Source organism: Massilia atriviolacea (assembly GCF_003953935.1).
GTDB lineage: Bacteria > Pseudomonadota > Gammaproteobacteria > Burkholderiales > Burkholderiaceae_D > Telluria_A > Telluria_A atriviolacea.
Map to the genome: position 1 here is coordinate 196,247 of NZ_RXLQ01000010.1, position 25,988 is coordinate 222,234.

Below are 25,988 nucleotides of genomic sequence, written 5' to 3' on the forward strand. Positions count from 1 at the left end.
GCACTGGTTATGACACTGGTCGCTTGCGCCAGTTCGCAAAAAGCGCCGGCCACCGCCGATGTTGCCGTGTCCAAGAACGCTGTCGAAAACGCCGTCAGCGCCGGCGCCGCCGACCTGGCTCCCGAAGAGATCAATGCCGCCCGCACCAAGATGATGCAGGCGAACCAGGCGCTGGCCGCCAAGGACTACAAGCTGGCGCGCGAACTGGCGACCCAGGCCCAGGCCGACGCCAAGCTGGCCCAGAGCAAGGCCAGTTCGGCCAAGGCCACCACCGCCGCCAATGCCCTGCAGGACGACCTGCGCGTGCTGCGTGAAGAAGTCGACCGCGCCAACAAGCCACAACAATAACAACAGGCGGTACGCCGCGCACAGCAGCACCCGGAGCAGCACCCAGAGCAGCACCGACAGCACAAGAAAACGATTGAACTCCGCGCCCCCGGCGCCATGACAAGAAAAGGACCTACCCCCATGAAACATACTCTGATCAAAACCGCCATCCTCGCCGCCGTCCTCGGACTGGGCGCCTGCAGCAGCGTACCGACCACCACCCCATTGCTGGACCAGGCCCGTGGCGATTTCGTCGCCGCCAACAACAATTCGCGCGTCGCCACCTTCGCCCCGCTGGAATTCAAGCAGGCCAGCGAAGCGCTGGAGCAAGCCAATGCCGCCGCCGCCCGCAAGGACAGCCTGGAGCAGATCGACAAGCTGGCCTACCTGGCCAAGCAAAAAATCGCCACCGCACAGGAAGTAGCCAAGCAGAAGCAGGCTGAAGCCGATATCGCCGCTTCCGGCAAAGAGCGCGATGCCGTGCGTCTCGAAGCGCGTACCGCCGAAGCGGACCGCGCCAAGATGGATGCCGCCGCCGCCCAGGCCGCCGCCGCGCGCGCCGCCGCCGATGCCGCCGCCGCCCAGAACCAGGCTGCCGCCGCGCAAGGCCAGGTCGCCGCCGCCGAAGCCCAGACCCGCGAAGCCCAGGCCCGCGCAGCCCAGCTCGAAGCGCTGATGACCGACCTGCAAGCCAAGAAGACCGAACGCGGCCTGATCATCACCATCGGCGACGTGCTGTTCGGCGTGGACCAGGCCAACCTGACCGCGAACGGCCAGGCCACCCTGCGCAAGCTGGCCGATGCCTTGGCACAGAACCCGAACCGCACCGTGCTGGTCGAAGGGTTTACCGACAGTACCGGCAGCACCGCGCATAACCAGCAATTGTCGGAAAAACGCGCCGCTTCCGTGCGCGCCGCCCTGGTCGAGATGGGTGTCGCGCGCGACCGCGTCGCCATGCGCGCCTATGGCGAAGCCTTCCCGGTCGCGCCGAACGATAACGCCGGCAACCGCCAGCTGAACCGTCGCGTGGAAATCGTGCTGTCGAACGAAAACGCCGCCATCGCGCCGCGCCGTTAATACCCGATTTCGCACCACGCATAACGAGACGTCAACACAGTAAAGGAAACACCATGGACGACAATACCAAGCCACTGGCGCACGGATTCGACGTGAAGGCCATCCGCCAGGCAGCCGCCAACCTCGACGACGGCGCCGTGACGGACGGCTATGCGGCCGATCGTGAAGCGGTCATCAATATGCTGAACGACGCGCTGGCCACCGAACTGGTGTGCGTGTTGCGCTACAAGCGCCACTACTACACGGTCAGCGGCGTGGGCAACGGCCCGATCAAGGCCGAATTCCTGGAGCATGCGCAGCAGGAGCAGGAGCACGCCGACCAGCTGGCCGAACGCATCGTCCAGCTGAACGGTTCGCCGAATTTCAATCCGGCCACGCTGACCTCGCGCAGCCATGCCGAGTACGACGATTCGGACGATGTGCAAGCGATGATCCGGTCCAACCTGATCGCCGAACGCGTGGCGATCGAGTCGTACCGGCAAATGATTGCCGCCATTGGCGACAAGGACCCGACCACCAAGCATCTGTTGATCAGCATCATGGCGGTCGAAGAAGAGCACGCGGACGACATGCGCGACCTGCTGGCTCACTAAGAGCAAAAACGGTAACACTTACAGACTTTTTTCAACCCACCACTGGAGTTCATCATGTTAGATACCACTACCCGCACGAACGGCGCTTCCAACCTGAACGGCAACGTGAACGCCGTGCAGACCGACGTCAAGACCCTGGTCAAGGATGCCCAGACCCTGCTCTCCGCAGCGGCCGCACTGACCGGCGAGAAAGCCGAAGACATGCGCGCACGCGGCATGGAAATGCTGGACGTGGCGCTGGGCAAGGCATCGCAAGTGCAAGGTCAAGCCATCGTCAAAGGCAAGGAACTGGCGCACACCGCCGATGTCTATGTCAAGGACAACCCATGGCGCACCATCGCCGCCGCCGCCGGCGTCGGCCTGCTGGTCGGTGTGATCCTGGGCCGCAAATAATTCACGCCGGGAGAAGCCATGGACAAAACGACAGCAGCAGTACATGGCCCCGGCCTGATGGGCGGCCTGACAGGGCTGGCAAAAAATGTCTTCGGACTCGTGGTGTCGCGCGTGGAACTGGCGGCCCTCGAGTTGTCCGAAGTGCGCAATCATCTGCTCGAATTGCTGGTGGTGTTTTCGCTGGCAGTGCTGTGCGCGATGTTTGCGCTGGCCTACGGCACCGCGACAATCGTTGCGCTTGCCTGGGAAAGCATGGGCTGGAAGATCCTCCTGCTGATGTTTGCCGTGTTCATTGTCGTGACGATCGGCCTCGTGGTCAAGGCCAAGGCCATGCTCAAGGAGAACAAGCTGGCTTTCCCCGAGACCATGAATGAACTGAAGAACGATCGCGACATGCTGCTTTAAGCGGATTTTCAGACGGGAGGATTACGATGGATAAGATTATCGGGCTCGAAAAGACGCCGGGGACGGAAGATTCGCTGGCCGAACGCAAGGCCCGCCTGCTGCGCCAGGGCGACTTCTACCGGGTCGGGATTGCCCACGCCAAGGCGCGCATCAAGCACGATGCGCGTCCCGACGTGCTGTTTCACTCGGCGCTCGACCATGCGACCTTTGCGGTCCGCTCGCGCATCGACAGCGTGCTGCATCCGACCGGCATCAGCGTCGCTTCGATCATGCCGTACGCCGCGACCATCATCGGCTTCATCTCGCGGCGCCGGCTGGTCAAGCCCGCGCTCGGCGTGGCGGCGGTGCTGGGCGGCCTGGCGTGGTACTTGCAGCGGCGCCGCACGGGACAGCTGCAAAACCTGTGACGCGGGACCCGTAAGACAGTTGTGACCATGCCGGGCAAGCGAACCCGGCCTTGCAATAAGAACGGAAAAATATGGTGGGGCTTGAGCGGCGTCGCAATCTTCGGATTCGGCGCCGTCTTTTTTTGCTGACATCGTTTTCATCTATACTCGATTCGTTCGCGATCGATTTCCTCCATCCCGCATTCCTCCTTTATTTCCGGCGATCCTATGACTGACATAAACAAGCTCAATCCCGACAAGCTGCGCATCGTGCTGGTGCTGCAAGGGGGCGGCGCGCTGGGCGCCTACCAGGCCGGGGTCTACCAGGCGCTGCACGAGCATAATCTGGTGCCGGACTGGATCGTGGGCACCTCGATCGGCGCCATCAATGCGGCCCTGATCGCCGGTAACGAGCAATCGGTGCGGCTGGAAAAGGTCAAGGCCTTCTGGGACCGCGTCTCGCATCCCGACACGCTGGACATGACCCGGGTCGACGACCGCCAGCGCCGCTCGAATATCTGGCTCAATACCTTCGATACGGTGATGCGCGGGGTGCCGGGCTTTTTCAAGCCGCGCCTGTTCAGCGGCTTTCCGTTCGGGATGACGGTCGCGCCCGAGGAAGCCTCGTTCTACGACACCCTGCCGCTGCGCGAGACGCTCGAGGAACTGGTCGACTTCGACTATCTGAACGAAGACGGCGGCATGCGCCTGACGGTCAACGCCGTGAATGTGCGCACCGGCGAACTGGCGCATTTCGACAGCCAGAACGGGGACCTGTGCGCCGACCATGTGCGCGCCAGCGGCAGCCTGCCGCCGGCCTTCGCCCCGGTCCGCATCGACGGCGAACTGTACTGGGATGGCGGCCTGTATTCGAACACCCCGCTCGAATCGGTGCTGCGCGAGCTGCCCGGCGGCGACACCATCTGCTTCATGGTCGATCTGTGGAGCGCGGAAGGCGAGGAGCCGGTCACGATGGACCAGGTCAACACGCGCCAGAAAGACGTGACCTACGCCTCGCGTTCGAAACGCCATATCGAAGACTACAGCGCCACCCATGCCTTGCAGCACAAGCTGCGCCAGATCTATGCGCGCATGCCCGAGGCCGAACGCACCGAGGCCGACCGGCGCGAACTGGCGGCGCTCGGCTGCGACGCCACCTTGCACATCGTGCGGATTCCGTATGCCGGGCACGACTGGCATATGGCCTCGAAGGACGTGAATTTTTCCAGGGGGTCGATCGAATGGCGCTGGGAGCAGGGCTACCGCGACGCGCTGCGCGCGCTCAGGCACGCGGGCTGGCTGGTGATGGTGGCTGAAGAAACAGCCGTGGTGGTGCATGAATTGCCGCCGGAACAAGATGACTGGGTCGCCGCGGCGGCGTGATCCCGCTTGCCGGCGGCGCGCGCCGGCATGCCGGGTGGCTCAGCCGCCGGCAGCGGCCTGGGCGCGCGCGCCGGCCATGTCTTTCTGGTAGTTCGCCTGCGCCTCCTTGTTGCAGGCGCTGCGCTCGGGCGCCGGCAGGGCGCGGCAGGCGCCCCGGGCTTCCTGCAGGGCCGCACCCATTTCCTTGCGCAGGGTGCGCAGGCGCGCCTCGGCGGTGGTGTCTTCCTGGCTCCAGCGCGCCGGGTCGCCACGGGCGATTTCCGCCGCCTGCTGGCGCGCGGTGGCGGCCGGCACGTTCTGGTCGGTCGAGGTCTGGGGCATCTGGGCGTGGGCCAGGCCCATCGCCATCAGGCAGGCGGCGGCCAGTGCCGCTTGCATCGTCATCGTTTCGGGCTTGCGCATGGCAGCTCCTTTTTTGCTTGGCTATGGTGGGGCAAAAAAAACCGGCGCACGCGGCGCCGGTGGTCGACTTTTACAGGCGCCCGGTAAGGAGCAGCACGATGAGCACCACCACGATCAGGCCGGTGATGCCGCTTGGGCCGTATCCCCAGCTGCGGCTGTGGTTCCAGGTTGGAAGAACGCCGATCAGCGCGAGAATGAGGATGACGAGAAGAATGGTACCCATGGTGGTACTCCTTTAAGTGTTGTCGATCTGTCTGTGCAGGTCGTGATTTATGGTAAGTGGTGGGGGTACTGCAACAATATTAGTAACGGTAGACGCGGCCGTCGACCAGGCGCACGCGGTTGCCCACGCGCAGGTCGTACACGCTGTCCTGCACGACGGTGCGGGTTTCGCCGTTTTGCATGCGCACGTTGATCTGGTACATGTCCTGGCCGTTGCCCTGGTTGCGGTTGGCTTCGACCTTGTTGCCGACCACGGCGCCGCCGACGGCGCCCGCGACCGTGGCTGCGGTACGGCCGCTGCCGCTGCCGACCTGGTTGCCGACCAGCGCGCCCACCAGGCCGCCGACAACGGCGCCCGTGCCGTTGGTCTGGCCGTCGGCGCGGGTGACCTGGATCGATTCGATGGTGCCGTAGCCGGCCGATGCCGTGGCCGGGTTGTCGTAGCCGCCGTTATAGACCGGCTGCGACGAGGTGCTGGCGCAGCCGCTCAGCAGGGCGGTGGTGGCGACAACGAGTGCTGCGATAGTCTGAGTCGATTTCATGTTGTTCTCCTGACAAAAGTGTAGAGCCAGCATAATCACCAAGCACGGCCGGGTCTGTGCGTTGCCGCACCCATTTCCAAGCAGCCGGGTTTGCCTCTAACTGTTGGGTTTTTGCCACTAATCACGCTGTGTTCGCCAGCGAACAGATGTTCGTCGGCACTTCCCGTAAAACGGTACTCAGCGATGTATTGTCACCGGAGAGAAGCAAGATGAAACACGTAGTCACCCCTGCCCTGATCGGCGCCGTCCTGATGTCTGCCGTCCTGTCCGCCAGCGCGGCCACGCCGGAAGCGAAGGCCGCCTACAAGCAGGCCAAGGAGGCGGCCGCCGCCACCTACAAGGCGCAGCGCGCGCGCTGCGACGTCATCACCGGTAACCCGAAAGAAGTGTGCGTGGAAGAAGCCAAGGCAGCGCGCGTGCGCGCCGTGGAAGAAGCCAGCGCCATCTACAAGAACACGCTGAAAGCCTACACCCAGTCGCGCCTGACGATCGCCTCGGCCAACTTCGACCTCGACAAGGTCAAGTGCAAGGCGCTGACCGGCAACGACAAGGATGTCTGCGTGCAGCAGGCGAAAGCCACCCTGATCGCGGCCCAGGCCGATGCCAGGGCGGACAAGAAAGCCATCGAAGCGCGCACCGATGCGCGCGACGACAAACGAACGGCCGAGTACAAAGTCGCACTCGAAAAGTGCGATGCGTTTGCCGGTGCGGTCAAGGACAGCTGTGTCTCGGCCGCGAAATCGCAGTACGGGAAGTAAGCCGTACTACAACAGCTCATCTTGAGCATTTTTTACCACCACCAAGGAGTCCACCATGAACATCGCAAAACGTCTGTCGAGCATGCTGTTTGCCGCAACCCTCGTCGCCACCATGGCTGGTTGCGCTTCGACCGCCACCAAGGAAGGCACCGGCGAATTTATCGACGACACCGTGATCACCGCCAAGGTCAAGGCATCGATCTTCAACGAGCCTACCCTGAAAGCGTCGGAAATCAACGTCGAAACCTTCAAGGGCGACGTGCAATTGTCCGGTTTCGTGGCCGATCCGGCCGATGCCACCAAAGCTGCCGACGTGGCGCGTGGCGTGAAGGGTGTAGTATCGGTCAAGAACGACGTACGTGTGAAGTAAGCTGAGCTCTTCAGGCTGGCCCGCAGTGGCCGGCCTGCGGGGCCGGCCCTATAATGTGAAGATTTTATGCAGCTTGCAGATCCGATTCCGGCACCCGCCAACGACAATCCCTCTCCTTCCGCAGAGAGCGCCGCCGTCAAGGCAGCCCCCGCCGCTCCCGGCGCGGAGCATCACGACCCATTCTCGGCCCATGCGGCCCAGACCTTGCGCCTGCCGATCCATGTCAATGCGCGCGGGTTGGCGCTGGGCATCATCGCCACCATCGCCTTCGTCTACGCGCTGCAATGGGCCCAAAAATTCCTGGTCCCGCTCTTGCTCGGGATCTTCATCGCCTACACGCTCAACCCGCTGGTGCTGTTCCTCGAACGGCGCCTGCGCATCAAGCGCGCCATCGGCGCCACCATCGTCACGGTGGTCATCCTGGTCCTGATGGGCGGGGTGCTGAACCGGGTGCAGGGCGAGTTTTTCAACATCATCGACGAATTGCCGACGATTACCCAGAAGGTCACGCGCATCCTGACGCGCGCCAGCGGCGGCCAGCCCAGCACGATCCAGCAGATGCAGGCCGCCGCCGCCCAGATCGAGCAAGCCACGTCCAGCGTGGGCGGGCAAAAGTCCTCGACGCGCAAGGCGATGCCGGCCGCCGCCGCCGCCGGAGGCAGTTTCAAGATCATGGACTGGGTGCTGGCCGGCTCGATGGGTTTCATCGGCTTCGTCACGCAGGCGACCATGGTGGTGTTCCTGGTGTTCTTCCTGCTCCTTGCCGGCGACACCTTCAAGCGCAAGCTGGTCAAGCTGACCGGGCCGTCGCTGAGCCGCAAGAAGGTCACGGTGCACATCCTGGACGACATCAACACCTCGATCCAGAACTATATGTTCATGCTGCTGGTGACCAATACCTTGCTGGCGCTGCTGATGTGGGTCGCCCTGCGCGCCATCGGCCTGGAAAACGCGGGCGCCTGGGCGATTTTCGCCGGCCTGATGCACATCATGCCGTACTTCGGCCCGCTCCTGATCACCGCGCTGACGGGCCTGGTTGCCTTCATGCAGTTCGAATCGCTGGAAATGGTGCTGCTGGTGGCCGGCGCCTCGCTCGCCATCGCCACCCTGGTCGGCACCGTCATCGCCACCTGGATGACCGGCAAGATCGCCAAGATGAACGCGGCCGCCGTGTTCGTCAGCCTGCTGTTCTGGGGCTGGCTGTGGGGCATGTGGGGCTTGCTGCTCGGCGTGCCGGTGGTGGTGATGATCAAGGTCGTGGCCGAGCGGGTCGAAGGCATGGAAGTGCTGGCCGAGCTGCTGGGCGAATAAGCGGGCGGGTAAGCGGGCAAGTAAGCGGGCAAGTAAGCGGGCAAGTAAGCGGGCGGCGGGCGCATGCCTTTGCGCCCGCGCCGCCGTATGTTAGGCTTGCAGATCGACAATTCACAAGCGCGCTTCATGCTCCAGTTAAAAAACCTCGCGCTCATGCTGTGCTGCGGCCTGTTCGCCGGCGCGGCGTTTGCGCAGACGGTCGCCTTCACCTTCGACGACGGTCCCTCGCTGGCGGAAACGCCACGGCTCACGCCCCAGCAACGCAACCAGGCCATGCTCGACGCGCTGGCCAGGCACCGGGTCAAGGCCGCGCTGTTCGTTACCTGCGGAAATGGCGCCGACAAGCCCGAGGGCCTGGCGCTGGCGCGTGCCTGGGGCGCGGCGGGGCACGCCATCGGCAACCACACGATGACTCATCCCGACCTCGATGGCGCCAAGGTCAGCCTGGCGCAATACCAGCAGGAAGTGCTGGACTGCGACAAGATCATCGCTCCCTTGCCCGGTTACCAGAAATGGTTTCGCTACACCTATCTGCGCGAAGGCGGCACGCCGGAAAAACGCGACGGCATGCGCTCCTTCCTTGGCGCGCAGGGCTACCGCAATGCGCATGTCAGCCTCGACACCAGCGACTGGCGCCTCGACCAGCACCTGGGCGAGACGCTGGCGAAAGACAGCAAGGCCGACCTGGCGCCCTTGAAGAAAGCCTACCTGGCGCACGTGCGCGAGCGCGCGCTGGCCTACCGCGATCTGTCGCAGCGGCTGCAGGGACGCGAGATTGCGCAGGTCATCCTGCTGCACCATAATTTGATCAACGCGCTGTTTCTCGACGACGTGATCGGCATGTTCAAGGACATGGGCTGGACCATCGTGGCGCCGGCCACGGCGTTCGAAGACCCGGTCTACCAGTTCGCGCCGCAACACGCCGCCCACGGACAAAGCCTGCTGCTGTCGATGGCGCGCAGCCTCGGCATGGACAAGTTCGACAAGAAACGCCTGCAAGACGATGGCGAGGCCGATATCGGCCGCCTGACCGCACAAGGACACTAGGATTACATGCTCGCCAATTTACCTTACGAATTACAGATCGCGCTGCGCTACACCAGCGCCCAACGCCGCAGCGAACGCAATCCGATGCTGTCAGTCATTTCGCTGATCTCGGTGAGCGGCATTGCCCTTGGCGTGGCCGCGCTGATCGTGGTGCTGTCGGTGATGAACGGCTTCCAGAAGGAAGTGGCGGCGCGCATGCTGTCGATGATTCCGCACATCGAAGTGATCGACGAACGCGGCGGCCTGCCGAACTGGGAGCAGACCCTGGCGCAGGCGCGCGCCAATCCGGCCGTGTCCGGCGGCGCGCCCTTCGTGACCCTGCAGGGCATGCTGCTGTACGACGACACCATGCGCCCGGTGGTGGTGCAGGGCATCTTGCCGGCCGCCGAAAAGACCGTGTCGAGCATCGCCGAGCGCGTCAAGGACGGCAAGCTCGACGATTTGCAGGCGGGCAGCTTCAATATCGTGCTCGGCTACGAACTGGCCAGCAAACTCGGCGTCAAGCCGGGCGATAAATTGTCCTTGCTGGTGGCGCCGCAGGGCGGGGCGGCCACGGCCTGGACGCCGCGCCGGCAAGTGTTCACGGTAAAGGGCTCCTTCAACGTGGGCCACAACGATTACGATTCCAGCGTGGCGCTGGTGCATATCGACGATGCGCGCGCGGTCGAGCAACTGGCCCTGCCGTCCGGGCTGCGCCTGAGTTTGCATGATCTGCACCAGGCGCCGAAGGTGGCGCGCGAACTGGCCGACAGCATGCCCTCGCAGCTGATGTTCCGCGACTGGACGCGCCAGAACGAGGTGTGGTTCGCGGCGCTGCAATCGCAAAAGCGCATGATGTTCCTGATCCTGGTCTTGATCATCGCGGTGGCGGCGTTCAACCTGGTGTCCACCTTGGTGATGAAGGTCAACGACAAGCAGGCCGATATTGCGATCCTGCGCACCCTGGGCGCCTCGCCGCGTTCGATCATGGCGGTGTTCATGATGCAGGGGGCGCTGGTGGGCGTGATCGGGACTGCGGCCGGGGTGGCGGCGGGCGTCCTGGTGGCCATGAATATCGATATGATCATGCCGGTGGTCGAAAAACTGCTGGGCAGCAAGCTGCTGTCGAAAGAAATCTATTTCCTCAGTTCGGTGCCGTCCGACCCGCAATGGCAGGATATCCTCATGATCGGCGGGGTGTCGGTGGCGCTGTCGTTCTTCGCGACCCTGTATCCGAGTTACGGGGCGGCGCGCACCAATCCGGCGGAGTCGCTGCGCTACGAGTAAATCTCGATTGCCTACATCGCCCTGCAAGTTCTTTCAGGCGTGCCGGAACGCCTTGTGCATGCCGGTTCGCAGATCTGTATGGCTCAATCGTTTCTGCGTAGTCCGCATCGAATTCGTCCACATGCCAGGAATCGATTACTGTCCCTTGAGGTCCGTACATGCCAAAAGCGACAAATGGCACGTCCGAATTCTCATTCTCTCGACCTGCTGGAAATATCATGCATCTTCGTAATGGCTTCAAGCGAGCGGATGGCTGATACTGCTTCATCCGCAGCCTGTCGTGCAGCCTGTGCCGCTGTCCTGGTGCGGAAGAGCTGCCATGGCGTCAGTGCGAAACCGATCAAAGCGAGGACGCGATCGATGAGGGAGATATCCATACATGTTAACTGGATTTTCACAGATCCATCGATCGTAGCGGTCGGACTTCGCATGTAGCGGCGCAAACGTCTCCCCCGTCAGCGAATCCGCGTCACCTTGGGCGCCGCGGTCTGCCCGCCGCCCGTGACCGCATCGGGCTTGTGCTTCAGGCTGCCCAGCTGCAGCGCATACTGGCGCGCGAACTCCGCACCCAGGAAGAAGATCTGCGCCGAGTAGTACACCCACAGCAGCAGGGCGATCATCGAGCCGGCCGCGCCGAAACTGTTGGCCACGCCGCTGTTACCGATATACAGGCCGATCGCGTATTTTCCCAAAGTGAACAGGGCCGCCGTGCCCAGCGCGCCGATGGTCACGTCGCGCCAGGACAGCTTGATGCGCGGGAGCATCTTGTAGATCACGCCGAACAGCACCGCAATGACCAGGAAGCTGATCGCCCACGAGATCCACGACAGCAGCACCGCCGCATCCTTCCACAAGCCGTTCATGTACTTTTCCAGCACGGCCAGCGCGGCGCTGACCACCAGCGACACCATCAGCAAGAATCCCAGCACCAGGATCAGCCCGAACGACAGCAGGCGCGTGCGCAGGATGTCCCACCAGGTCGCGTCGGTCGAGGCCGGCACCGACCAGATCTCGTCCAGGCTGTCCTTGAGTTCCGAAAACACCGTGGTCGCGCCGAACAGCAGCAGGCCGGTGGCGATGATGGTGGCCCACATGCCGCTTTCCTTGTTGCGCGCGCCCGCCAGGATGAGCTGGATCGCTTCCGCGCCCTGTTTGCCGACCAGCCCCTGGAGCTCGTTGATCAGCTGGCCCTGGGCCGCGTCGGCCCCGTAAAAAAAGCCGGCGATGGCAATCACCAGCACCAGGATCGGCGCCATCGAAAACAGGGTGTAGAAAGCCAGTGCCGCACCCTTGCTGGCGGCGCGGTGCGCAAACCATTCGGTCACCGCGCAGCGCATCACCTTGACCAGCTGTTTCGAGTACGGGGCCCATTCCTTTACTTCCATCATCATCATCTTCCTTCCGACATTCAGGCGGGGGCGCCAGCACCCCCGCAAAACAGGCTATCGCCCGTGCTTATGGGACGCGCCGCTCGATCGTGATCTGCTCGACTTCCACGCGCCGGTTCGGTTCCAGGCACTTGATCAGGGCGGCGCGGTTTTTCTCGGTGCAGGTGACGAGCGGATTGGCTTCGCCCTTGCCGTAGGCTTTCAGGCGCGCGCCGTCGATGCCCTTGGCCACCAGGTAGTCGCGTACCGCATTCGCGCGCCGCTCCGACAGCTTGAGGTTGTATTGCTCGGACCCGAGCCGGTCCGCATAGCCGGTAATGTCGACGTCGGTGATACTCGGGTCGGCCAGCAGGGCGGCGGCGATCTCGTCGAGCCGGGTCTGGGTCACGTTGAGGGTGGCGCTGTCGAAGGCGAACAGCTCGGTGGCCGTCAAGGTGATCTTTTCGAAGCGTGCCGGCGGCGCTGGCGGCGGCGCCGGCGGCGGTGCGGCCGGCTCGGGCGGCGGCGTGACGGCCGGCGGCGGCGTCGGCGCCGGTGGCGGGGCCGGCTTGTCGAAGGCGTAATTGAAGCCGATCGTCAGGTATTTATTGTTGCTGCGGCCGAAACCGAAGGCCTCGTCGGCGCGCAGGCGCCCGCGCACGGTGCGCAGGTCGGCCTGCATCGACCACTGCTCGCCCAGGCCGACCTGGAATCCCAGGCCGGCAGTGGCGTAGGGCGAGGTCTTGCTGACGCGGCGCAGCGGATTGTCGACCCGGTCGCGCTCGGCGCCGACGCCGATCAGCAAGAAGGGACGGAAATTCTGGCGCGACAGCATCAGCAGCGCGTCCGCGCCCAACAGGGTCTGGCGATAGCTGGCGCGGCCTTCCTTGCTGCGCGCATGGGTCGCGCCGATCTGCACGTCCCACATCTCGGAGAGCGGCTTGCCTATCCTGAGGCCGCCGCCGTAGTCGCGCTCGTCAAGGCCGAAATCCTTGTCGGGCCGGAAGGCGTTGACGCTGGGCTGGAGATACCACGAGGGATTGATGTCTTGCGCAATGGCCAGCGAGGCGCCGCACATGAGTGCCGCCGCGAGGGCCGTCTTTCTCATTTTGTTCACAGGGAACTCCTATTCGATGGGTCAGTTAACTTGTCATCACCGGATCAAGCAGTGTGACGTTCGACTTGAGATTAAGCGGCGGAGTTCAATGCAACCGTTCGATAGCGCACCCGGATTCCTGGCTTGTCTTTTTAATACAACAATTTGTGCGAATGCCAAGAAAAATCGCGCCGCACCAGGCGAACCTGGTGCGGCGCGAGTGGTCGCGCAAAACAGCGGGGCGCGGCTGTTAGTTGGTTTTTTCCGGCACGACAACGGTGGTGTCGGTTTTTGCAGCGTCGTCCTTCGGTGCTTCCATCGGGGCTGGAGCGGCCGGTGCGCCAGGCGCGCCCGGTGCGCCGTCGGCGCCTGGTGCGCCCGGAGCGCCAGGGGCGCCGGCTGGGCCAGGAACTGCCACAGGCACTTCAACGGTCGGGGTAACCACCGTCGGCGGTGGGTTGACGGTGGTTTTTTCGCATGCGGTGAGGCCGGCGATTGCCAGCAGTGCTGCCAGGAGAGTCGTTTTCATGGTGGTTTCCTTTTATATGTGTCTGGTGCCGGCGGCATTCAGACTGAACGTCAGTGAAAGTCATTGCACACACGAATTTGTGCGAACGAGGCCAGAATACGGCCTTGTTTTGTTGGAATCTGTACGCCAACGCACACAGCCGCGCTCGTCATCAAGATTGCAACGATGAAAAGATGACCATAGGAAGTAAATTGTGCGAAATGTTCGATGGCGCACAGACCGTCGTGCGCCGCGCAGGCAATCTTGCACTCAAGTTGTGCGGAACCAAATGATTGTCAGGCTGTCAAACGACATGAGCCGGTTCCGGACCAAATGAATCTCTTATCATGGAGTACTCGACATGCATGCACCGACACAGCACCACAATGCGGCCCAAGGCGAAAAGACCACATTGCACACCAACGCTAATTCTTCGCTGATCGAGCGCGTCGCGCCCCAGCCGGCCGAGCGCGCCCCGATCTCCATGGCCCCGATCGAGCGCGTGCGTTCGACCTCGGCCACCCAGCGCCGCATCGAAAACATGCAAAAACTGATAGGCGAATTGTCGACCCACGAAATGCTGGCCGACGAGATCGCCTGGTTCCTCAAGTTTTCGCCGTCCGGTGCGCGTAAATACATCCGCGACCTGCGCGAAGCGGGCGTGATCGAGCTGGCGCGCTATATCGAAGGCACCGCCACCTACCTGGGCAAGGCCGTGTACCAGATTTCGCCGGATCCGGAACGGGTCAAGGCCTTCCTGGCCGCGATCGTCCAGCCGAAACGCGAAGGCGCCGCCCCGCGCAAGGAACGTCCGGGCCTGCGCGAGCAGAGCATGGCAGGCACGGGCCGCCACTTCCACATCCTGGCGGACGATACCCACTATGCCATCCGCGTCAATCGCAGCCCGGTGGCGCGCGATCCGCTGGTCGCCGCCCTGTTCGGCGCCGCACCGTCGGCCAAAGACCAGGCTTGATCCTGCGCTGAGCGGCTCCGCCGCACCGGCGTCCCCCTTCGGGCCGGGGCGCGGGGCAGGGGCCGCTCGCGCCATCTTCCTTTCAGGCAGGACCGGCCCAGGCCGGTATCGCCCCCGGCGCCTGCCCTGGGCTTCGTCCCTTGCCCGGCCTTCGCCTTCCCATTCGGGATTGCGTGCGTTTCGGCGCGCCTGCTGTTTTTCTGTCATTGTCCCCAATTGAAAACCCCTGGACCAGCCCCACTTGTGGCGGTGCGGGGACGTTCGCTCGTCCCGTCCACTCACCCAAAGGATCGCCATGTTACCGACGCCAGAATCGCTGGAAGGCAAGCCCGTACCCCATGTGACGTTCAAGGCCAGGCCGAACGACCAGTGGAAAGACATCAGCACCGATGAACTGTTCAAGGGGCGCACCGTCGTCGTGTTCTCCTTGCCCGGCGCCTACACGCCCACCTGTTCGTCCACCCATTTGCCGCGCTATAACGAACTGGCGCCCGTGTTCAGGCAGAACGGTGTCGACGAGATCGTCTGCATCTCGGTCAACGATGCCTTCGTGATGAACGAGTGGAAGGTCGGCCAGGATGCCGAGAACATCACCGTGATCCCGGATGGCAATGGCGACTTCAGCGAAGGCATGGGCATGCTGGTCGACAAGCGCAACCTGGGTTTCGGCATGCGCTCGTGGCGCTACTCGATGCTGGTCAAGGACGGCATCATTCAAAAGATCTTCATCGAGGCCGACAAGGAAGGCGACCCGTTCGACGTCTCGGACGCCGAAACGATGCTGCGGTATATCCATCCGGACGTGCAGGTGCCCGATCCGGTGGTGGTGTTTTCCAAGCCCGGTTGCCCGCACTGCGCGCGCGCCAAGGCCACGCTCAAGGCGCACGGCCTGGCCTTCACCGAAATCGTGCAGGACCGCAAGATCAATTCCAGCGTGCTGCGCGCGGTCTCCGGGCAGTCGACCTGGCCGCAGGTATTCATCGGCGGCAAGCTGATCGGTAACGCCGACGCCGTCGACGCCTACTTCGGCGCCGCAAAGCCGGCATAAGCCGGGACGCACGCCCTGCGCCGCCGCGCCGCAGCGGCGCGGCCCCCTCGTTTTCGACAGGCACCCGACAAGGATCAAGATGGAAGCGCTGTTCTGGACCACCGCCATCGTGGTGGCAATCGGGCTCGGCATGGGCTATCCCGGCTGGCGCCTCAAGCGCGCGCTGGCCCAGCCGTTCCCGCCCGCGTGGCTCGACATTCTCGAGCACAATATCCCGATTTATCGCAATATGCAGCCCGAGCTGCAAGCGCAGTTGCAGCGGCTGGTGCAGCAATTCCTGTTCCAGAAAAAATTCGTCGGCTGCGAAGGGCTGGAGGTGGACGACGAGATGCGCGTCACCATCGCCGGCCAGGCCTGCCTGCTGCTGCTGGGCCGCTATACCCGCGTGTACCGCAAGCTGAACACCATCCTGGTCTACCCGAGCGCCTTCCTGGTGCCGCGCAACCATGCCGACGAAGCCGGCATCGTCCATCCGGCGCGCCAGGAACTGCTGGGCGAATCGTGGGGCGACGGCCGCGTCGTGTTGTCGTGGGACCACGTCCAGCGCGGCGCGGGCGACTGGACCGACGGCCAGAACGTGGTGCTGCACGAATTCGCGCACCAGCTCGACAGCGAGTCGGGCAGCAACAACGGCGCGCCTTTCCTCGGCCATCCGGGCAGCTACCGCAACTGGTCGGAAGTGCTCTCGCGCGACTTCAACAACCTGCGCCACGACGCCATGTTCCACCGCCAGAGCGTGCTCGACCACTATGGCGCGGTCAATCCCGCCGAGTTTTTCGCGGTCGCCACCGAAACGTTTTTCGAGAAGCCCTGGCAGATGGCCGAGCGCCACGCCGCGCTCTACGAGCAGTTCCAGCAATACTACCGGGTCGATCCGCGCGACTGGCTGGCGCCGCCCGCGCCGGAGCCCCAGTTCGACGAACCGGAGCCGCCAGCCTCCTACGGCACCGTATACGGACAGTGGCGCTGAAAGCGGCGCGCGCCTGCTAGCGCGCGCCTGCTAGCGCGCGCATGAATACTCGTTCATAATCGCCTGAAGCACTTTCCCACGGGATCGATCATGGCGATGCAGTTCGAGGAATTCGAGTCCTTTGCGTCCGACACGGCGCCTGCCGCGGCGCGCGCGCCTGCCGCGGCGCGCGCGCCGGCCGCCGACGCCGCTTCGCCGCTGGTGCGGCTGCAGTACCTGATCGACAATACCCCGGCCATCATCTATTGCACCGTGCCCAGCGGCGACTTCAAGATGACGTTTGTCAGCAACAACGCTTACAACGTGCTCGGCTACCGGCCCGAGGACATGGTGGCCGATCCGAATTTCTGGTTCGACCATATTCATCCGGACGACGCCCCGGCCATCTTTTCCAGCCTGGCGCTGGTGTTCGTCGAGGGCCAGCGCGCCTACGAATACCGCTTCCGCGCGGCCGACGGCGCCTATCTGTGGATGCACGACACCCTGCGCCTGATCCGCGACGAGCAGGGCGCGCCGCTCGAAGTGATCGGCTCGCTGACCGACATCACGATTCGCAAGACCATGGAAGAGGCGCTCTACAGCAAGGGACAGGAACAGCAATTGCTGATCGGACGCTTGCAGGAAGCGCAGAACCAGCTGCTGCAATCGGAAAAAATGGCCTCGATCGGCCAGCTGGCGGCCGGCATCGCGCACGAGATCAACAATCCGGTCGGCTTCGTCAATTCGAATATGGGCACCTTGCAGAAATACGTGGCGACCCTGTTCGGCGTGGTGCGCGAGTACGATGCCGCGATCGCCGCGCACAGCCCGCCGCCAGCCCTGAGCAGCCGCATCGCCCAGATCGGCAAGAGCGCCGACCTGGCCTTCCTGCAGGAAGACGCGACCGATCTGATCCGCGAATCGATGGACGGGCTCAAGCGGGTCAAGGATATCGTCCAGGCGCTCAAGGATTTTTCGCATGTGGGCGAGAACGAATGGCAGGTGGCCGACCTGCATCACGGGCTCGACAGCACCCTGAATATCGTCTCCAACGAGATCAAGTACAAGGCCACGGTGGACAAGCAGTACGGCCAGCTGCCGCCGGTCACCTGCCTGGCGTCGCAACTGAACCAGGTGTTCATGAACCTGCTGGTCAACGCCGGCCACGCGATCAAGGACAAGGGCACGATCACGATCCGCACCGGGGCCCAGGATGGCTGGGTATGGGTGGCGATCGGCGATACCGGCTGCGGCATTGCGCAGGAACACCTGAACCGGATTTTCGAGCCTTTCTTTACCACCAAGCCGGTCGGCAGCGGGACCGGGCTGGGCCTGTCGCTGTCGTACGGGATCGTCAACAAGCATGGCGGACGGATCGACGTCGCCTCGACCCCGGGGGAGGGGACCACCTTCACGGTGCGCCTGCCGGTGCTGCCGCCGGGCGCGGCGCCGCAGGGATAGGGGCGCGTTTCCAGCGTCCGGTCGTTCCCGCCGCCTCGTCGTTCCCACCTCCCCGTCGTTCCCGCCGCCCCGTCGTTCCCGCCGCCCCGTCGTTTCCGCCGCCCCCGTCGTTCCCGCGAAGGCGGGAACCCAAGTTCGTTGGGCCGCTCGTGGCATCAGCGCGTACTTGGGTTCCCGCGGGCGGGGCGGGTGCGGCGGGCCGACGCGCTACATGATGATTTCCCCGTTCGGCCCCCACTTCACCTTCAGCAGTCCCGGTTCTTCCTCTTCCATCTTGCGCTTGGCCAGTTCTTCGCGGCTCATGGTGCCTTCCTGCACCCTTTGCTTGTCGGCCAGCGCGTGCTGTTCGTGCAGCGTATCGCGGTATTCCAGCGCCAGGCGGATGTTTTCGCGCAGGTCGCCCACCTGCCACGGCTTGGGGATGAAACGGAACACCTGCGCCTCGTTGATGGCGCTCATCACCGTCTCGAACTCGGTCGAGGCCGACAGGATCATGCGCACCGTGTCGGGCGCCACTTCCATGATCGCGTGCAGGAACTCCACGCCCGTCATCTGCGGCATGCGGAAGTCCGAAATCACCACGTCGAAGGTCACCTCGGCGCAGCGCGTCAGCGCGTCGAAGGGATCGGTATAGGTTTCGATCTGCAGGTCGGGAATGTCCAGGTGCTGGCGCATGGCCCGCACCAGTGCGTTGAGGACGTTGATTTCATCGTCGACCAATAATATGCGGCGCATCTCAGGCTCCCTTCGGCGGCAGAGGCCAGACCCAGATATTCAGGCGGACCTCGTTCTTGTTCTCGAAATCCTGGACTTGCTGGATCATGCGTTCGTCGAGCACATGGTCGGCCGACAGCAGCATGAAGCCCTCCGGACTGACCAGGTCGCGCGACAGGGTCATGCCCGGCGCCAGGTACTTGGCCATGGTGGCCAGGTCTTTGACTTTCTCCACCTTGTCGCCATCCATCAGCGCGCGGAACGCCGCCACCACGTTCGGATCGTAGCGCTTGCCCACGGCGTCGTAGATGATCTGCTTGGCGTCGGGCGCCAGCACGCGGCGCTGGATCAGGGCGCCGATCTGCAGGTTGTCGTAGTCCGAGGCCAGCGCCAGGATGCGCGCCCCGAGCGGGATCAGCGGTCCCGCCACGCCATCCGGAAAGCCGCCGCCGTCGAAGCGCTCCATCTGCGCGCGCAGCAAGGCAGCCACGCCCTGCAAGTCTTCCAGCGGCATCAGCAGTTGCTCGGCGCGCAGGGGATGCTTGCGGAACACGCCCAGCATGTCGCCGCTGAGCAGGTTGACCGGCATCGCCAGCAAGTCGTCCGGAAAGCCGATCTTGCCGATGTCGTGCAGCAGCGCGGCGATGAAGACTTCCTGGGTCGCGTTGGCATCGAGCCCGAGCTTGACGGCGAGGCGGCGCGCCAGGTCGGCCACGCGGCGCGCATGCCCGGCCAGGTTGCCGCCACGCATTTCGATCATGCTGGACAGGATCTTGATAGTGGTGATGAAATTGCTTTTGAGCTTTTTGTTGGTCTCTAAAATGGTATCGCGCGAGTTGCGCAGTTCTTCGGTGCGGATCTCGACCTTCGCCTCCAGGCTCTGGTTGAGCGTCTTGAGTTCCTCGTTCTGGCGCGCGGTCAGCGCTTCCAGGCGCGCCTTTTCCTGCTCCAGCGCATGGCGTTCGAGCGCGTGGCGCACCACCAGGCAGATATCGGTGTCATCCCAGGGCTTGGTGATGTAGCGGTAGATTTCGCCGCGGTTGATCGCCGCCAGGATCGAGGACACGTCCGAATAGCCGGTCAGCAGCAGGCGCACCGTGTCGGGCCAGCGCTGGCGCACGTGTTCCAGGAAGCGGGCGCCGTCCATTTCGGGCATGCGCATGTCGGAAATGACCAGGTCGACCTGTTCCTGTTCCAGGATGGCCAGGCCGGCCGCGCCGCTCTCGGCCACCAGCACCCGGTAGCCCTCCGGGCGGAACAGGCGGCGCAGCGCCGACAGGATGTTCGGTTCGTCGTCGACGCACAGGATGGTGGCCGGGGCTGGGGCGGTATCGTCGCCGGGGATTTCTGTCATGGGCTGTTCTCCTCGCTTTCTGCGGTTCTCTGGTGCACCGGCAGGACGATGCGGAACGTGGTGCCACGTCCCACTTCGCTGTCGACGTCGATGCTGCCACGGTGTTTCTGGATGATGCCGTAGGCCAGGGACAGGCCCAGGCCGGTGCCCTTGCCGACCGCCTTGGTGGTGAAAAAGGGGTCGAAGATGCGCGACAGGTTCTCGCGCGCAATGCCGGCGCCGTTGTCGGCGATCTCGAGCCACACCTGTTCGGCGTCGCTGCCGGCCTCGCCGAGCGTGCCGCTGCGCAGGGTGATGGTGCCGCGCCGCTCGCTCATCGCATGCGCCGCGTTGACCACCAGGTTCATGATCACCTGGTTGATCTGCGACGGCAGGCATTCGATGTCGGGAATGGCGCCGTACTGCTTGACCACGTCGGCCTTGTACTTGACTTCGTTGGAGACGATGTTCAGGGTCGAATCGATGCCGCCGTGCAGGTTCGACCAGACCCATTCCTGGTTGGCGTCGACCCGCGAAAAATCCTTGAGGTCCTGCACGATGTGGCGCACGCGGGCGATGCCTTCCTTCGACTCGCTCATCAGCACCGGAATGTCGTCGCGCAAAAAGTCCAGGTCGAGCGTCTTGCGCATGGCGCCCAGGCGCGCCGCCGTTTCGGGGCTGGCTTCGGCTTCGGCCGCCTGGTACACATGCAGCATGTCGAACAGCTGGTCGAGGTAGCTTTGCAGGGTGCCGAAATTGGAAAAGATGTAGCCGATCGGATTGTTGATTTCGTGCGCCACGCCGGCCGCCAGCTGCCCGATCGAGGCCAGTTTTTCCGACTGCACCAGTTGCTCCTGGGCCATCGACAGCTTGGCGTTCAGTTCGGTCAGGGCCAGGTGCTTGGCGCGCAGCTCGGCGTCGGCCGCCTGGCGCTGGCGCAGGTCGTCTTCCAGCCGTTCCTTGGCTTCGGCCAGCTGGGCGGTGCGCTTTTCGATCAGGTGTTCGAGGTTGTCGTGGGCGCGCCGCAAGGCATTCTCGGCGACGCGCCGTTCGGTCACGTCGCGCATGGTTTCGATCGCGCCGACCACCTGGCCGGAGGCGTCGCGCAGGGGCGCGGCGGTGAAATGCAGCCAGTGCCCGCCCACGCCCAGGTTTTCGAAAAAGCCTTCGGTTTCGTAGGCGCCGGGTATCAGGGCCGACTGGCGGTGCGCGGCCAGGCCCTCGCTGTCGCCCGAGACGATCATGTCCGACAGCATCTGCCGCTCATGCGCATAGAACGCCACCCCATGGTTGCGCGTGCCGATCATCGCTTCCGTGCCCCAGCCGAGCAGGTGCTCGCAAGCCTTGTTCCAGTGCGTGATGGTGTGCTCGTGGTCGATGACGAAGGTGGCCACCGGATGCCCGTCCAGCAGTTCGGACAGGGCAAAGGCGCCGCCGTCGTCGCCGGACGGGCAGGTCGGAAGCGGGTGTTCGCGGTTCGCCATCTTGTTCGGCCTCCATGCCGCTGGTCTGGTTGAGCTCGCTATGTCACGAGAATCTTGCACATGTCGACAAAGGTCGACTCGGTGTCGCGGAACAGGCTGGCGCAGTCGTCTTCGCTCAGCGCCAGGGTCATCCATAGCGCCTGCGGCATCGGCGGCACCAGGTCGTCGGGCTCGCCCGACAGGTCGAGGGCGTGCGCGATCACATTGGCGGCGTGGATCAGCAGCGGCAGGGTCGGCTTGCCGGCGGCGTCGAGCTGGTGGTGGCCGGCCACCGCTTCCTGCATGTCGGCCGGGAATTTCCAGTATGCCGCCAGCGCCGCCCCGGCGGCGGCATGGTCGACCCCGATCACGGCGCGCTCGGCTTCGATGGTGTAGCAATCGTGCTCCTTGCGGAAGGCCAGCATGGCCGCGTACGCGTCCGGGAAACGGGTGGCCAGCACCAGGGTGCCGATATCGTGCAGCAGGCCGGCCGTAAACGCCGTGTCGGGATTGAGCTTCAGGTGCAGCGCCAGCAGCTTGGCGCACACGGCGGTGGCCACCGAATGGCGCCAGAAGGCTTGCAGGTCGATTCCGCCGGCCGCGTTGGACGGGAAGCTGGCGGTCACCGCGCAGGCCGTCACCAGGGTGCGGATGCTGTGAAAGCCGAGCACCGAGATGGCTTGCTGGATCGTGGTCACCTTCGAGGACATGCCGTAGAACGACGAATTGGCCAGGCGCAGGGTCTTGGCCGTGAGCGACTGGTCGAGCGCGATCTTGCCGCCCAGGACATGCACATCGATGTCTTCCTGCTCCATGGAGGAGAGCAGCTCGACCACCACCGCCGACAGCGAGGGCAGGTCGCGGATGCGCTTGACGACGTCGTCGATCGAGGTGGGCATGACGGCGCTCATCGTGCGCTCCGGCGGTAGGCCAGCAGGCGCTCGAACAGCACGGCGCTGGCGCCGGCGGGCGGGCCGCCCAGGCAGCGCCGGAACAGGTGCTCGAGGCGCGCGCACTGGCGCTCGCGCTCGGCCTGCAGCGCAGCCTGGTCGAGCGGTTCGGCGGCGCCGAGCACCTCCAGCTGCTCGATCCCGCGCCGCCGCAGCGAGGCCAGCGAGGACGCGCCCAGGGTGGCGCCGGCCGGCAGCAGCACGGCGCCGCCGGCGTCGCGCAAATCCCCGGCCAGCACCATGCCTTCGCTGGCGGCGTCGATGCCGATGGTCTGTACGGTGCTGGTCATGGCAGGTCCTCGCATGTACTGATCGTGATCAGGCTGCCGCGCGACTGCGAGTTCGCGCCCATCGGATGGGCCACCACCTGGTAGCAGCGGCCATCGATGTCGACCTGGTGGCTGCCGCTCGGGGCCAGGCCGTCTGGAAACAGTTCGGGCAGCACGATGTCCGCCTCATTGCCGAGTATGGCACCATTCTGGCGGAACATGCGCTCGGCTGCATCGTTGACGAACGCCACCATGCCCTCGTCGTCCAGCCCGATCACCGCCAGCGGCACGAACTGCAACAGTTCGCGCGCCACGTTCAGGCTGATTTCGTCGCGCGTGATCTGCTGCTGCTTCTGGCGCAGCACGTCTTCCATGCGCCGGTTGGCGGCCGCCAGTTCGTGGTTGGCGGTGCGCAGCTCCAGGTTCAGGCGTTCGTTGTCGTCGGCGATTTCCTTCAGGCGGAAGGCTTCGGCGATGTGGGTGCGCAATTGTTCGTCGTCCCAGGGCTTGGTGAGGAACTTGAAGATCGCGCCCTCGTTGACGGCGTCGGTCACCGATTGCAGCTCGGTGTAGCCGGAAAGCATGATGCGTATGGTGTCCGGATACAGGGTCTTGGCGGCGCGCAAAAAGTCGGCGCCGATCATGCCCGGCATGCGCTGGTCCGAGACGATCACGTCGACCGCGTTGGCGGCCAGCACGTCCAGTCCTTCCTGGCCGCTGTGGGCGGTCAGGATCTGGTAGCCGTCGCGCCGCAGCAGGCGCTTGAGGGCCGAGACGATATTCTGCTCGTCGTCGACCAGCAGCAGGGTGCGCGCCTGCTTCTGGATGCGCAGCAGGTGCGGCGGCACCGCGTGGCGCGCGGCCAGCATGCTGGCCACCTGCTCGCGGTCGCACGGCTTGCCGAAAAAATAGCCCTGGATCTGGTCGCACATATTGCGCCGCAAGAAGTCGCACTGGGCTTCGGTCTCCACGCCCTCGGCGGCGACCTCGATGCCCAGGTGGTGCGCCATCGAAATGATGGTCTTGACCAGGGCGGCGTCGTCGGCGCCGGTGACGATATTGCCGGTCAGGCCGCAATCGATCTTGACCAGGTCGAGCGGGAAGCGCTTGAGGTGGTTCAGCGAGGAGTAGCCGGTGCCGAAGTCGTCCAGGGTCAGGCCGACCCCGAGCGCCTTGAGCTGGGCCAGGATGGCGTCGCTGGCCTGCGGGTCCTGCATCAGGGCCGCCTCGGTGATTTCGAGCGAGAGCTGGACCGGCGGTATGCCCGACTGCGCCAGCGCCGCCGCCACCGCCTGCGGCAGGGCGGCGTCGCGGAACTGCTTGGGCGAGATGTTGATCGCCACCCGCACCGGCGGCAGGCCGGCCGCGCGCCAGGCCAGCATGTCCTCGACCGCGCGGTGCAGGCTCCAGTAGCCGAGCGCGGTGGTCAGGCCGGCCGCTTCGGCCAGCGGGATGAAGCGCCCGGCCGGAATCAGGCCCATCAGCGGGTGCTGCCAGCGCACCAGCGCCTCCAGCGCGCAGATGGCGCCCTGCTGCAGGTCGGCCAGCGGCTGGTATTGCAGCTGCAGCTGGCCCTCGATCAGGGCGATGCGCAGCGCCGCTTCCATCTGGGCCCGTTCGGCGGTGCGCTGGTTCATCTCGGGCGCGAAGAACTGCAGCTGGTTGCCGCCCAGGCCGCGCGCGTGCGACAGCGCCATGTCGGCGTAGCGCAGCAGGGTCACGCCATCGCCGGCGTCCTGCGGATAGCGGGCGATGCCGATGCTGCAGCCGGCATGCAGGCTCTGGCCGATCACCGGGAAGGGGGCGCCGATCACGCGCACGATGTGCTCGCACACGCCTTGCACCTCGGCGCTGTCGGCCACGTCGGCCAGCACCAGCACGAACTCGTTGCCGCCGTGGCGCGACAGGGTGTCCTGCGCACGCATGCAGGCCTGGATCCGCATCGCCACGCTGATCAGGAGCTGGTCGCCGGCCACGTAGCCGAGGCTTTCGTTGACCAGGTTGAAGCCGTCCAGCGCCAGGCACAGCACCGCGACCCCGCCGGCATGGGTGTGCGCATGCGCCATGGCCGCCTGCAGGCGCTCGTTGAACAGGGCGCGGTTGGCCAGGCCGGTGAGGGCGTCGTGGGTCGACAGGTGCGCCAGCAGCGCCTGTTGCTCCCGCAGGTCGGTGACGTCCTCGGCGATGCACAGCAGGCGCGCCGCGGCGTCGCCCTGCGGCGCCAGGCTGACGGTCCAGCGGCTGCACGGCGCGCCGCCGCCCGGCTGCACGAGGAAGGGCTGGGGCGCCCCGCCGGCGGCGGCCGTGCGCAGGGCCGCGCCGAGCAAATCGCCGGGCTGCGCGCCGCCCAGCCCGAGCGCGCTGGCGCCGACCAGCGCGGCGCGCGTGCGGCCGCTCAGGCGGCACATGGCCGGGTTGGCGTCGAGGATGGGGAAGCTGTCGATGCCGGCATCGACCAGCAGCACGCCGTTGGCGCACGCGGCCCAGGCGGCCTCGGCGGCGCCGGGAAGCGGTAGGGGCGACTGCGCGGTATCCAAGTCCATCAGCGTCTTTCAATAACGAATGCGAGCGTGCTGGCCGTAGGGGCGCCCCCGTGTCGACGGTGGGCCTTCGATTTATTATACGGAGAAATATTTACGGCGCGCAGGCGAAGCATTCTTTTTGTTGCTCAGTAGCCTTAGGTGCGTTTGCGTACAGAGCAAATGCCTCGGCCGGTGCATGCTGGAGCCATCATTAATGCAGGAGGAGTTAGCATGTCTACAATCGTTGCAGGTCACTTTCAGCTTCAGGACGAAGTTGACAACGCGCGTCGCGAGCTGGTACGCGCCGGTTTTCCGGAGGACCGCATCTCGGCCTTTTTCCTGAACCAGCCGGGCCAGCACGACCAGACCCCGATCGGCGGCGACCACATCCAGTCGCCGGGCGCCAAGGAGACCCCGGAAGGCGTGCTCGCCGGTGCCGCCACCGGCGGTGCGGTCGGCGTCGCGCTGGGCGCGGCCACTTCGATCGTGACCGGTCCGGTCGGCCCGGTGGTGGGCGGCCTGGTCGGAGCGCACGTGGGTTCGCTGTTCAGTTTGTCGAAGATGAAGGATGCCGGCGAGAAGGAAGAGGGCAGCAGCGAAAACCGCTACGAGCCGCGCCAGTCGGGCATGCTGATCGCGGTCGCGACCGAGCAGCCGGCGGACGAAACGCGCGCCATCGAGGTGCTGCGCGGCCTCGGCGGCCACCATATCGAGCGCGCCAAGGGCACCATCGAAGGCGGCGACTGGACCGATTTCGATCCGCTCAGCATTCCGGTGCTGGTGCAGTAACAGCCTGTCCCGGCTGCCCCGCAGTCGCGGCCGGCGCGCCGCCCCGCCCTGGCGCCGGGCGGCG

30 protein-coding genes are annotated in these 25,988 nt (G+C 64.9%); 17 read left to right on the forward strand and 13 right to left on the reverse strand.

Annotated features, from left to right (window positions below):
• The first annotated feature begins 9 nt into the window (after positions 1–9).
• From EJB06_RS19770 to EJB06_RS19800, 7 genes are all read left to right on the forward strand, one after another.
• Complete coding sequence (locus EJB06_RS19770; protein ID WP_229427169.1) at positions 10–348, forward strand: DUF4398 domain-containing protein; 339 nt, start codon at positions 10–12, stop codon at positions 346–348.
• A 120-nt stretch (positions 349–468) separates the two neighbouring features.
• Positions 469–1,404: an OmpA family protein gene (locus EJB06_RS19775; protein WP_126075734.1), complete on the forward strand. Its 936-nt coding sequence runs from the start codon at positions 469–471 to the stop codon at positions 1,402–1,404.
• A 53-nt stretch (positions 1,405–1,457) separates the two neighbouring features.
• A complete protein-coding gene (locus tag EJB06_RS19780) occupies positions 1,458–1,997 on the forward strand; it encodes a ferritin-like domain-containing protein (RefSeq protein WP_126075735.1) in 540 nt (179 codons plus the stop codon).
• Positions 1,998–2,051: 54 nt separating this feature from the next.
• Positions 2,052–2,390 carry an ElaB/YgaM/YqjD family protein gene (locus tag EJB06_RS19785; protein WP_126075736.1) on the forward strand — a complete coding sequence of 113 codons (339 nt, stop codon included), beginning with the start codon at positions 2,052–2,054 and terminating at the stop codon, positions 2,388–2,390.
• A gap of 18 nt (positions 2,391–2,408) precedes the next feature.
• Positions 2,409–2,795, forward strand: coding sequence for a phage holin family protein (locus EJB06_RS19790; protein ID WP_164557972.1), 387 nt, complete (start codon positions 2,409–2,411; stop codon positions 2,793–2,795).
• A gap of 26 nt (positions 2,796–2,821) precedes the next feature.
• Complete coding sequence (locus EJB06_RS19795) at positions 2,822–3,202, forward strand: hypothetical protein (RefSeq protein WP_126075737.1); 381 nt, start codon at positions 2,822–2,824, stop codon at positions 3,200–3,202.
• Between the two features lie 207 nt (positions 3,203–3,409).
• Positions 3,410–4,564: a patatin-like phospholipase family protein gene (locus tag EJB06_RS19800; protein ID WP_126075738.1), complete on the forward strand. Its 1,155-nt coding sequence runs from the start codon at positions 3,410–3,412 to the stop codon at positions 4,562–4,564.
• A gap of 39 nt (positions 4,565–4,603) precedes the next feature.
• Here the strand turns inward: EJB06_RS19800 and EJB06_RS19805 are convergent, their stop codons facing one another.
• The 3 genes from EJB06_RS19805 to EJB06_RS19815 form a co-directional block, all read right to left on the reverse strand.
• Positions 4,604–4,966, reverse strand: coding sequence for a hypothetical protein (locus tag EJB06_RS19805; protein ID WP_229427170.1), 363 nt, complete (start codon positions 4,964–4,966; stop codon positions 4,604–4,606).
• 70 nt (positions 4,967–5,036) lie between these two features.
• Positions 5,037–5,189, reverse strand: a complete 153-nt coding sequence (locus tag EJB06_RS19810; RefSeq protein ID WP_126075739.1) for a DUF3309 family protein — start codon at positions 5,187–5,189, stop codon at positions 5,037–5,039.
• Between the two features lie 79 nt (positions 5,190–5,268).
• On the reverse strand, positions 5,269–5,730 hold the full coding sequence (locus EJB06_RS19815) for an outer membrane lipoprotein (RefSeq protein WP_126075740.1): 462 nt from the start codon (positions 5,728–5,730) through the stop codon (positions 5,269–5,271).
• 209 nt (positions 5,731–5,939) lie between these two features.
• On the opposite strand from EJB06_RS19815, the gene EJB06_RS19820 reads away from it, so the two are divergent.
• From EJB06_RS19820 to EJB06_RS19840, 5 genes are all read left to right on the forward strand, one after another.
• Entirely contained in the window at positions 5,940–6,488 is a 549-nt protein-coding gene (locus EJB06_RS19820; RefSeq protein WP_126075741.1) for a hypothetical protein, read from the forward strand.
• A gap of 55 nt (positions 6,489–6,543) precedes the next feature.
• Positions 6,544–6,858, forward strand: a complete 315-nt coding sequence (locus EJB06_RS19825) for a BON domain-containing protein (protein WP_126075742.1) — start codon at positions 6,544–6,546, stop codon at positions 6,856–6,858.
• A 66-nt stretch (positions 6,859–6,924) separates the two neighbouring features.
• Positions 6,925–8,169 (forward strand): AI-2E family transporter, encoded by a 1,245-nt coding sequence (locus EJB06_RS19830; RefSeq protein WP_126075743.1) that lies wholly within the window; start codon positions 6,925–6,927, stop codon positions 8,167–8,169.
• 126 nt (positions 8,170–8,295) lie between these two features.
• On the forward strand, positions 8,296–9,216 hold the full coding sequence (locus EJB06_RS19835) for a polysaccharide deacetylase family protein (protein ID WP_126075744.1): 921 nt from the start codon (positions 8,296–8,298) through the stop codon (positions 9,214–9,216).
• Between the two features lie 6 nt (positions 9,217–9,222).
• Complete coding sequence (locus EJB06_RS19840) at positions 9,223–10,482, forward strand: lipoprotein-releasing ABC transporter permease subunit (RefSeq protein WP_126075745.1); 1,260 nt, start codon at positions 9,223–9,225, stop codon at positions 10,480–10,482.
• A gap of 191 nt (positions 10,483–10,673) precedes the next feature.
• Here the strand turns inward: EJB06_RS19840 and EJB06_RS19845 are convergent, their stop codons facing one another.
• The 4 genes from EJB06_RS19845 to EJB06_RS19860 all read right to left on the reverse strand — a co-directional run bounded on the left by EJB06_RS19845 (position 10,674) and on the right by EJB06_RS19860 (position 13,474).
• Positions 10,674–10,859 (reverse strand): hypothetical protein, encoded by a 186-nt coding sequence (locus EJB06_RS19845; RefSeq protein WP_126075746.1) that lies wholly within the window; start codon positions 10,857–10,859, stop codon positions 10,674–10,676.
• Positions 10,860–10,937: 78 nt separating this feature from the next.
• Complete coding sequence (locus tag EJB06_RS19850) at positions 10,938–11,867, reverse strand: YihY/virulence factor BrkB family protein (protein WP_126075826.1); 930 nt, start codon at positions 11,865–11,867, stop codon at positions 10,938–10,940.
• A gap of 70 nt (positions 11,868–11,937) precedes the next feature.
• Positions 11,938–12,957 (reverse strand): OmpA family protein, encoded by a 1,020-nt coding sequence (locus EJB06_RS19855; RefSeq protein ID WP_307720463.1) that lies wholly within the window; start codon positions 12,955–12,957, stop codon positions 11,938–11,940.
• Between the two features lie 238 nt (positions 12,958–13,195).
• Complete coding sequence (locus EJB06_RS19860; RefSeq protein WP_126075748.1) at positions 13,196–13,474, reverse strand: collagen-like protein; 279 nt, start codon at positions 13,472–13,474, stop codon at positions 13,196–13,198.
• 340 nt (positions 13,475–13,814) lie between these two features.
• On the opposite strand from EJB06_RS19860, the gene EJB06_RS19865 reads away from it, so the two are divergent.
• The 4 genes from EJB06_RS19865 (at position 13,815) to EJB06_RS19880 (ending at position 17,884) form a co-directional block, all read left to right on the forward strand.
• Positions 13,815–14,426, forward strand: a complete 612-nt coding sequence (locus tag EJB06_RS19865) for a winged helix-turn-helix domain-containing protein (RefSeq protein ID WP_126075749.1) — start codon at positions 13,815–13,817, stop codon at positions 14,424–14,426.
• Positions 14,427–14,721: 295 nt separating this feature from the next.
• Entirely contained in the window at positions 14,722–15,474 is a 753-nt protein-coding gene (locus EJB06_RS19870; RefSeq protein ID WP_126075750.1) for a glutathione peroxidase, read from the forward strand.
• Positions 15,475–15,553: 79 nt separating this feature from the next.
• The gene (locus tag EJB06_RS19875; RefSeq protein ID WP_126075751.1) at positions 15,554–16,444 is read left to right on the forward strand and encodes a M90 family metallopeptidase; all 891 of its coding nucleotides are present in this window, start codon (positions 15,554–15,556) and stop codon (positions 16,442–16,444) included.
• 96 nt (positions 16,445–16,540) lie between these two features.
• The gene (locus tag EJB06_RS19880; protein WP_126075827.1) at positions 16,541–17,884 is read left to right on the forward strand and encodes an ATP-binding protein; all 1,344 of its coding nucleotides are present in this window, start codon (positions 16,541–16,543) and stop codon (positions 17,882–17,884) included.
• Between the two features lie 207 nt (positions 17,885–18,091).
• On the opposite strand, the gene EJB06_RS19885 is transcribed toward EJB06_RS19880, so the two are convergent.
• From EJB06_RS19885 to EJB06_RS19910, 6 genes are read right to left on the reverse strand one after another with little or no spacing between them, the layout of a single operon-like run.
• A complete protein-coding gene (locus tag EJB06_RS19885; protein ID WP_126075752.1) occupies positions 18,092–18,619 on the reverse strand; it encodes a response regulator in 528 nt (175 codons plus the stop codon).
• Between the two features lies 1 nt (position 18,620).
• Positions 18,621–19,952 carry a response regulator c-di-GMP phosphodiesterase, NosR family gene (gene nosR / locus EJB06_RS19890; protein ID WP_126075753.1) on the reverse strand — a complete coding sequence of 444 codons (1,332 nt, stop codon included), beginning with the start codon at positions 19,950–19,952 and terminating at the stop codon, positions 18,621–18,623.
• On the reverse strand, positions 19,949–21,415 hold the full coding sequence (locus EJB06_RS19895; RefSeq protein WP_126075754.1) for a PAS domain-containing sensor histidine kinase: 1,467 nt from the start codon (positions 21,413–21,415) through the stop codon (positions 19,949–19,951). The genes nosR and EJB06_RS19895 overlap by 4 nt, the downstream gene beginning before the upstream one ends.
• Positions 21,416–21,453: 38 nt before the next feature.
• Positions 21,454–22,305: an HDOD domain-containing protein gene (locus EJB06_RS19900; RefSeq protein ID WP_126075755.1), complete on the reverse strand. Its 852-nt coding sequence runs from the start codon at positions 22,303–22,305 to the stop codon at positions 21,454–21,456.
• The gene (locus tag EJB06_RS19905; RefSeq protein WP_126075756.1) at positions 22,302–22,634 is read right to left on the reverse strand and encodes a hypothetical protein; all 333 of its coding nucleotides are present in this window, start codon (positions 22,632–22,634) and stop codon (positions 22,302–22,304) included. Before EJB06_RS19905 ends, EJB06_RS19900 begins: the two co-directional genes overlap by 4 nt.
• On the reverse strand, positions 22,631–25,156 hold the full coding sequence (locus EJB06_RS19910; RefSeq protein WP_126075757.1) for an EAL domain-containing protein: 2,526 nt from the start codon (positions 25,154–25,156) through the stop codon (positions 22,631–22,633). Before EJB06_RS19910 ends, EJB06_RS19905 begins: the two co-directional genes overlap by 4 nt.
• Positions 25,157–25,366: 210 nt before the next feature.
• Here EJB06_RS19910 and EJB06_RS19915 point away from each other — a divergent pair, with 210 nt between their 5' ends.
• Entirely contained in the window at positions 25,367–25,924 is a 558-nt protein-coding gene (locus EJB06_RS19915) for a hypothetical protein (protein ID WP_126075758.1), read from the forward strand.
• Positions 25,925–25,988 lie beyond the last annotated feature (64 nt).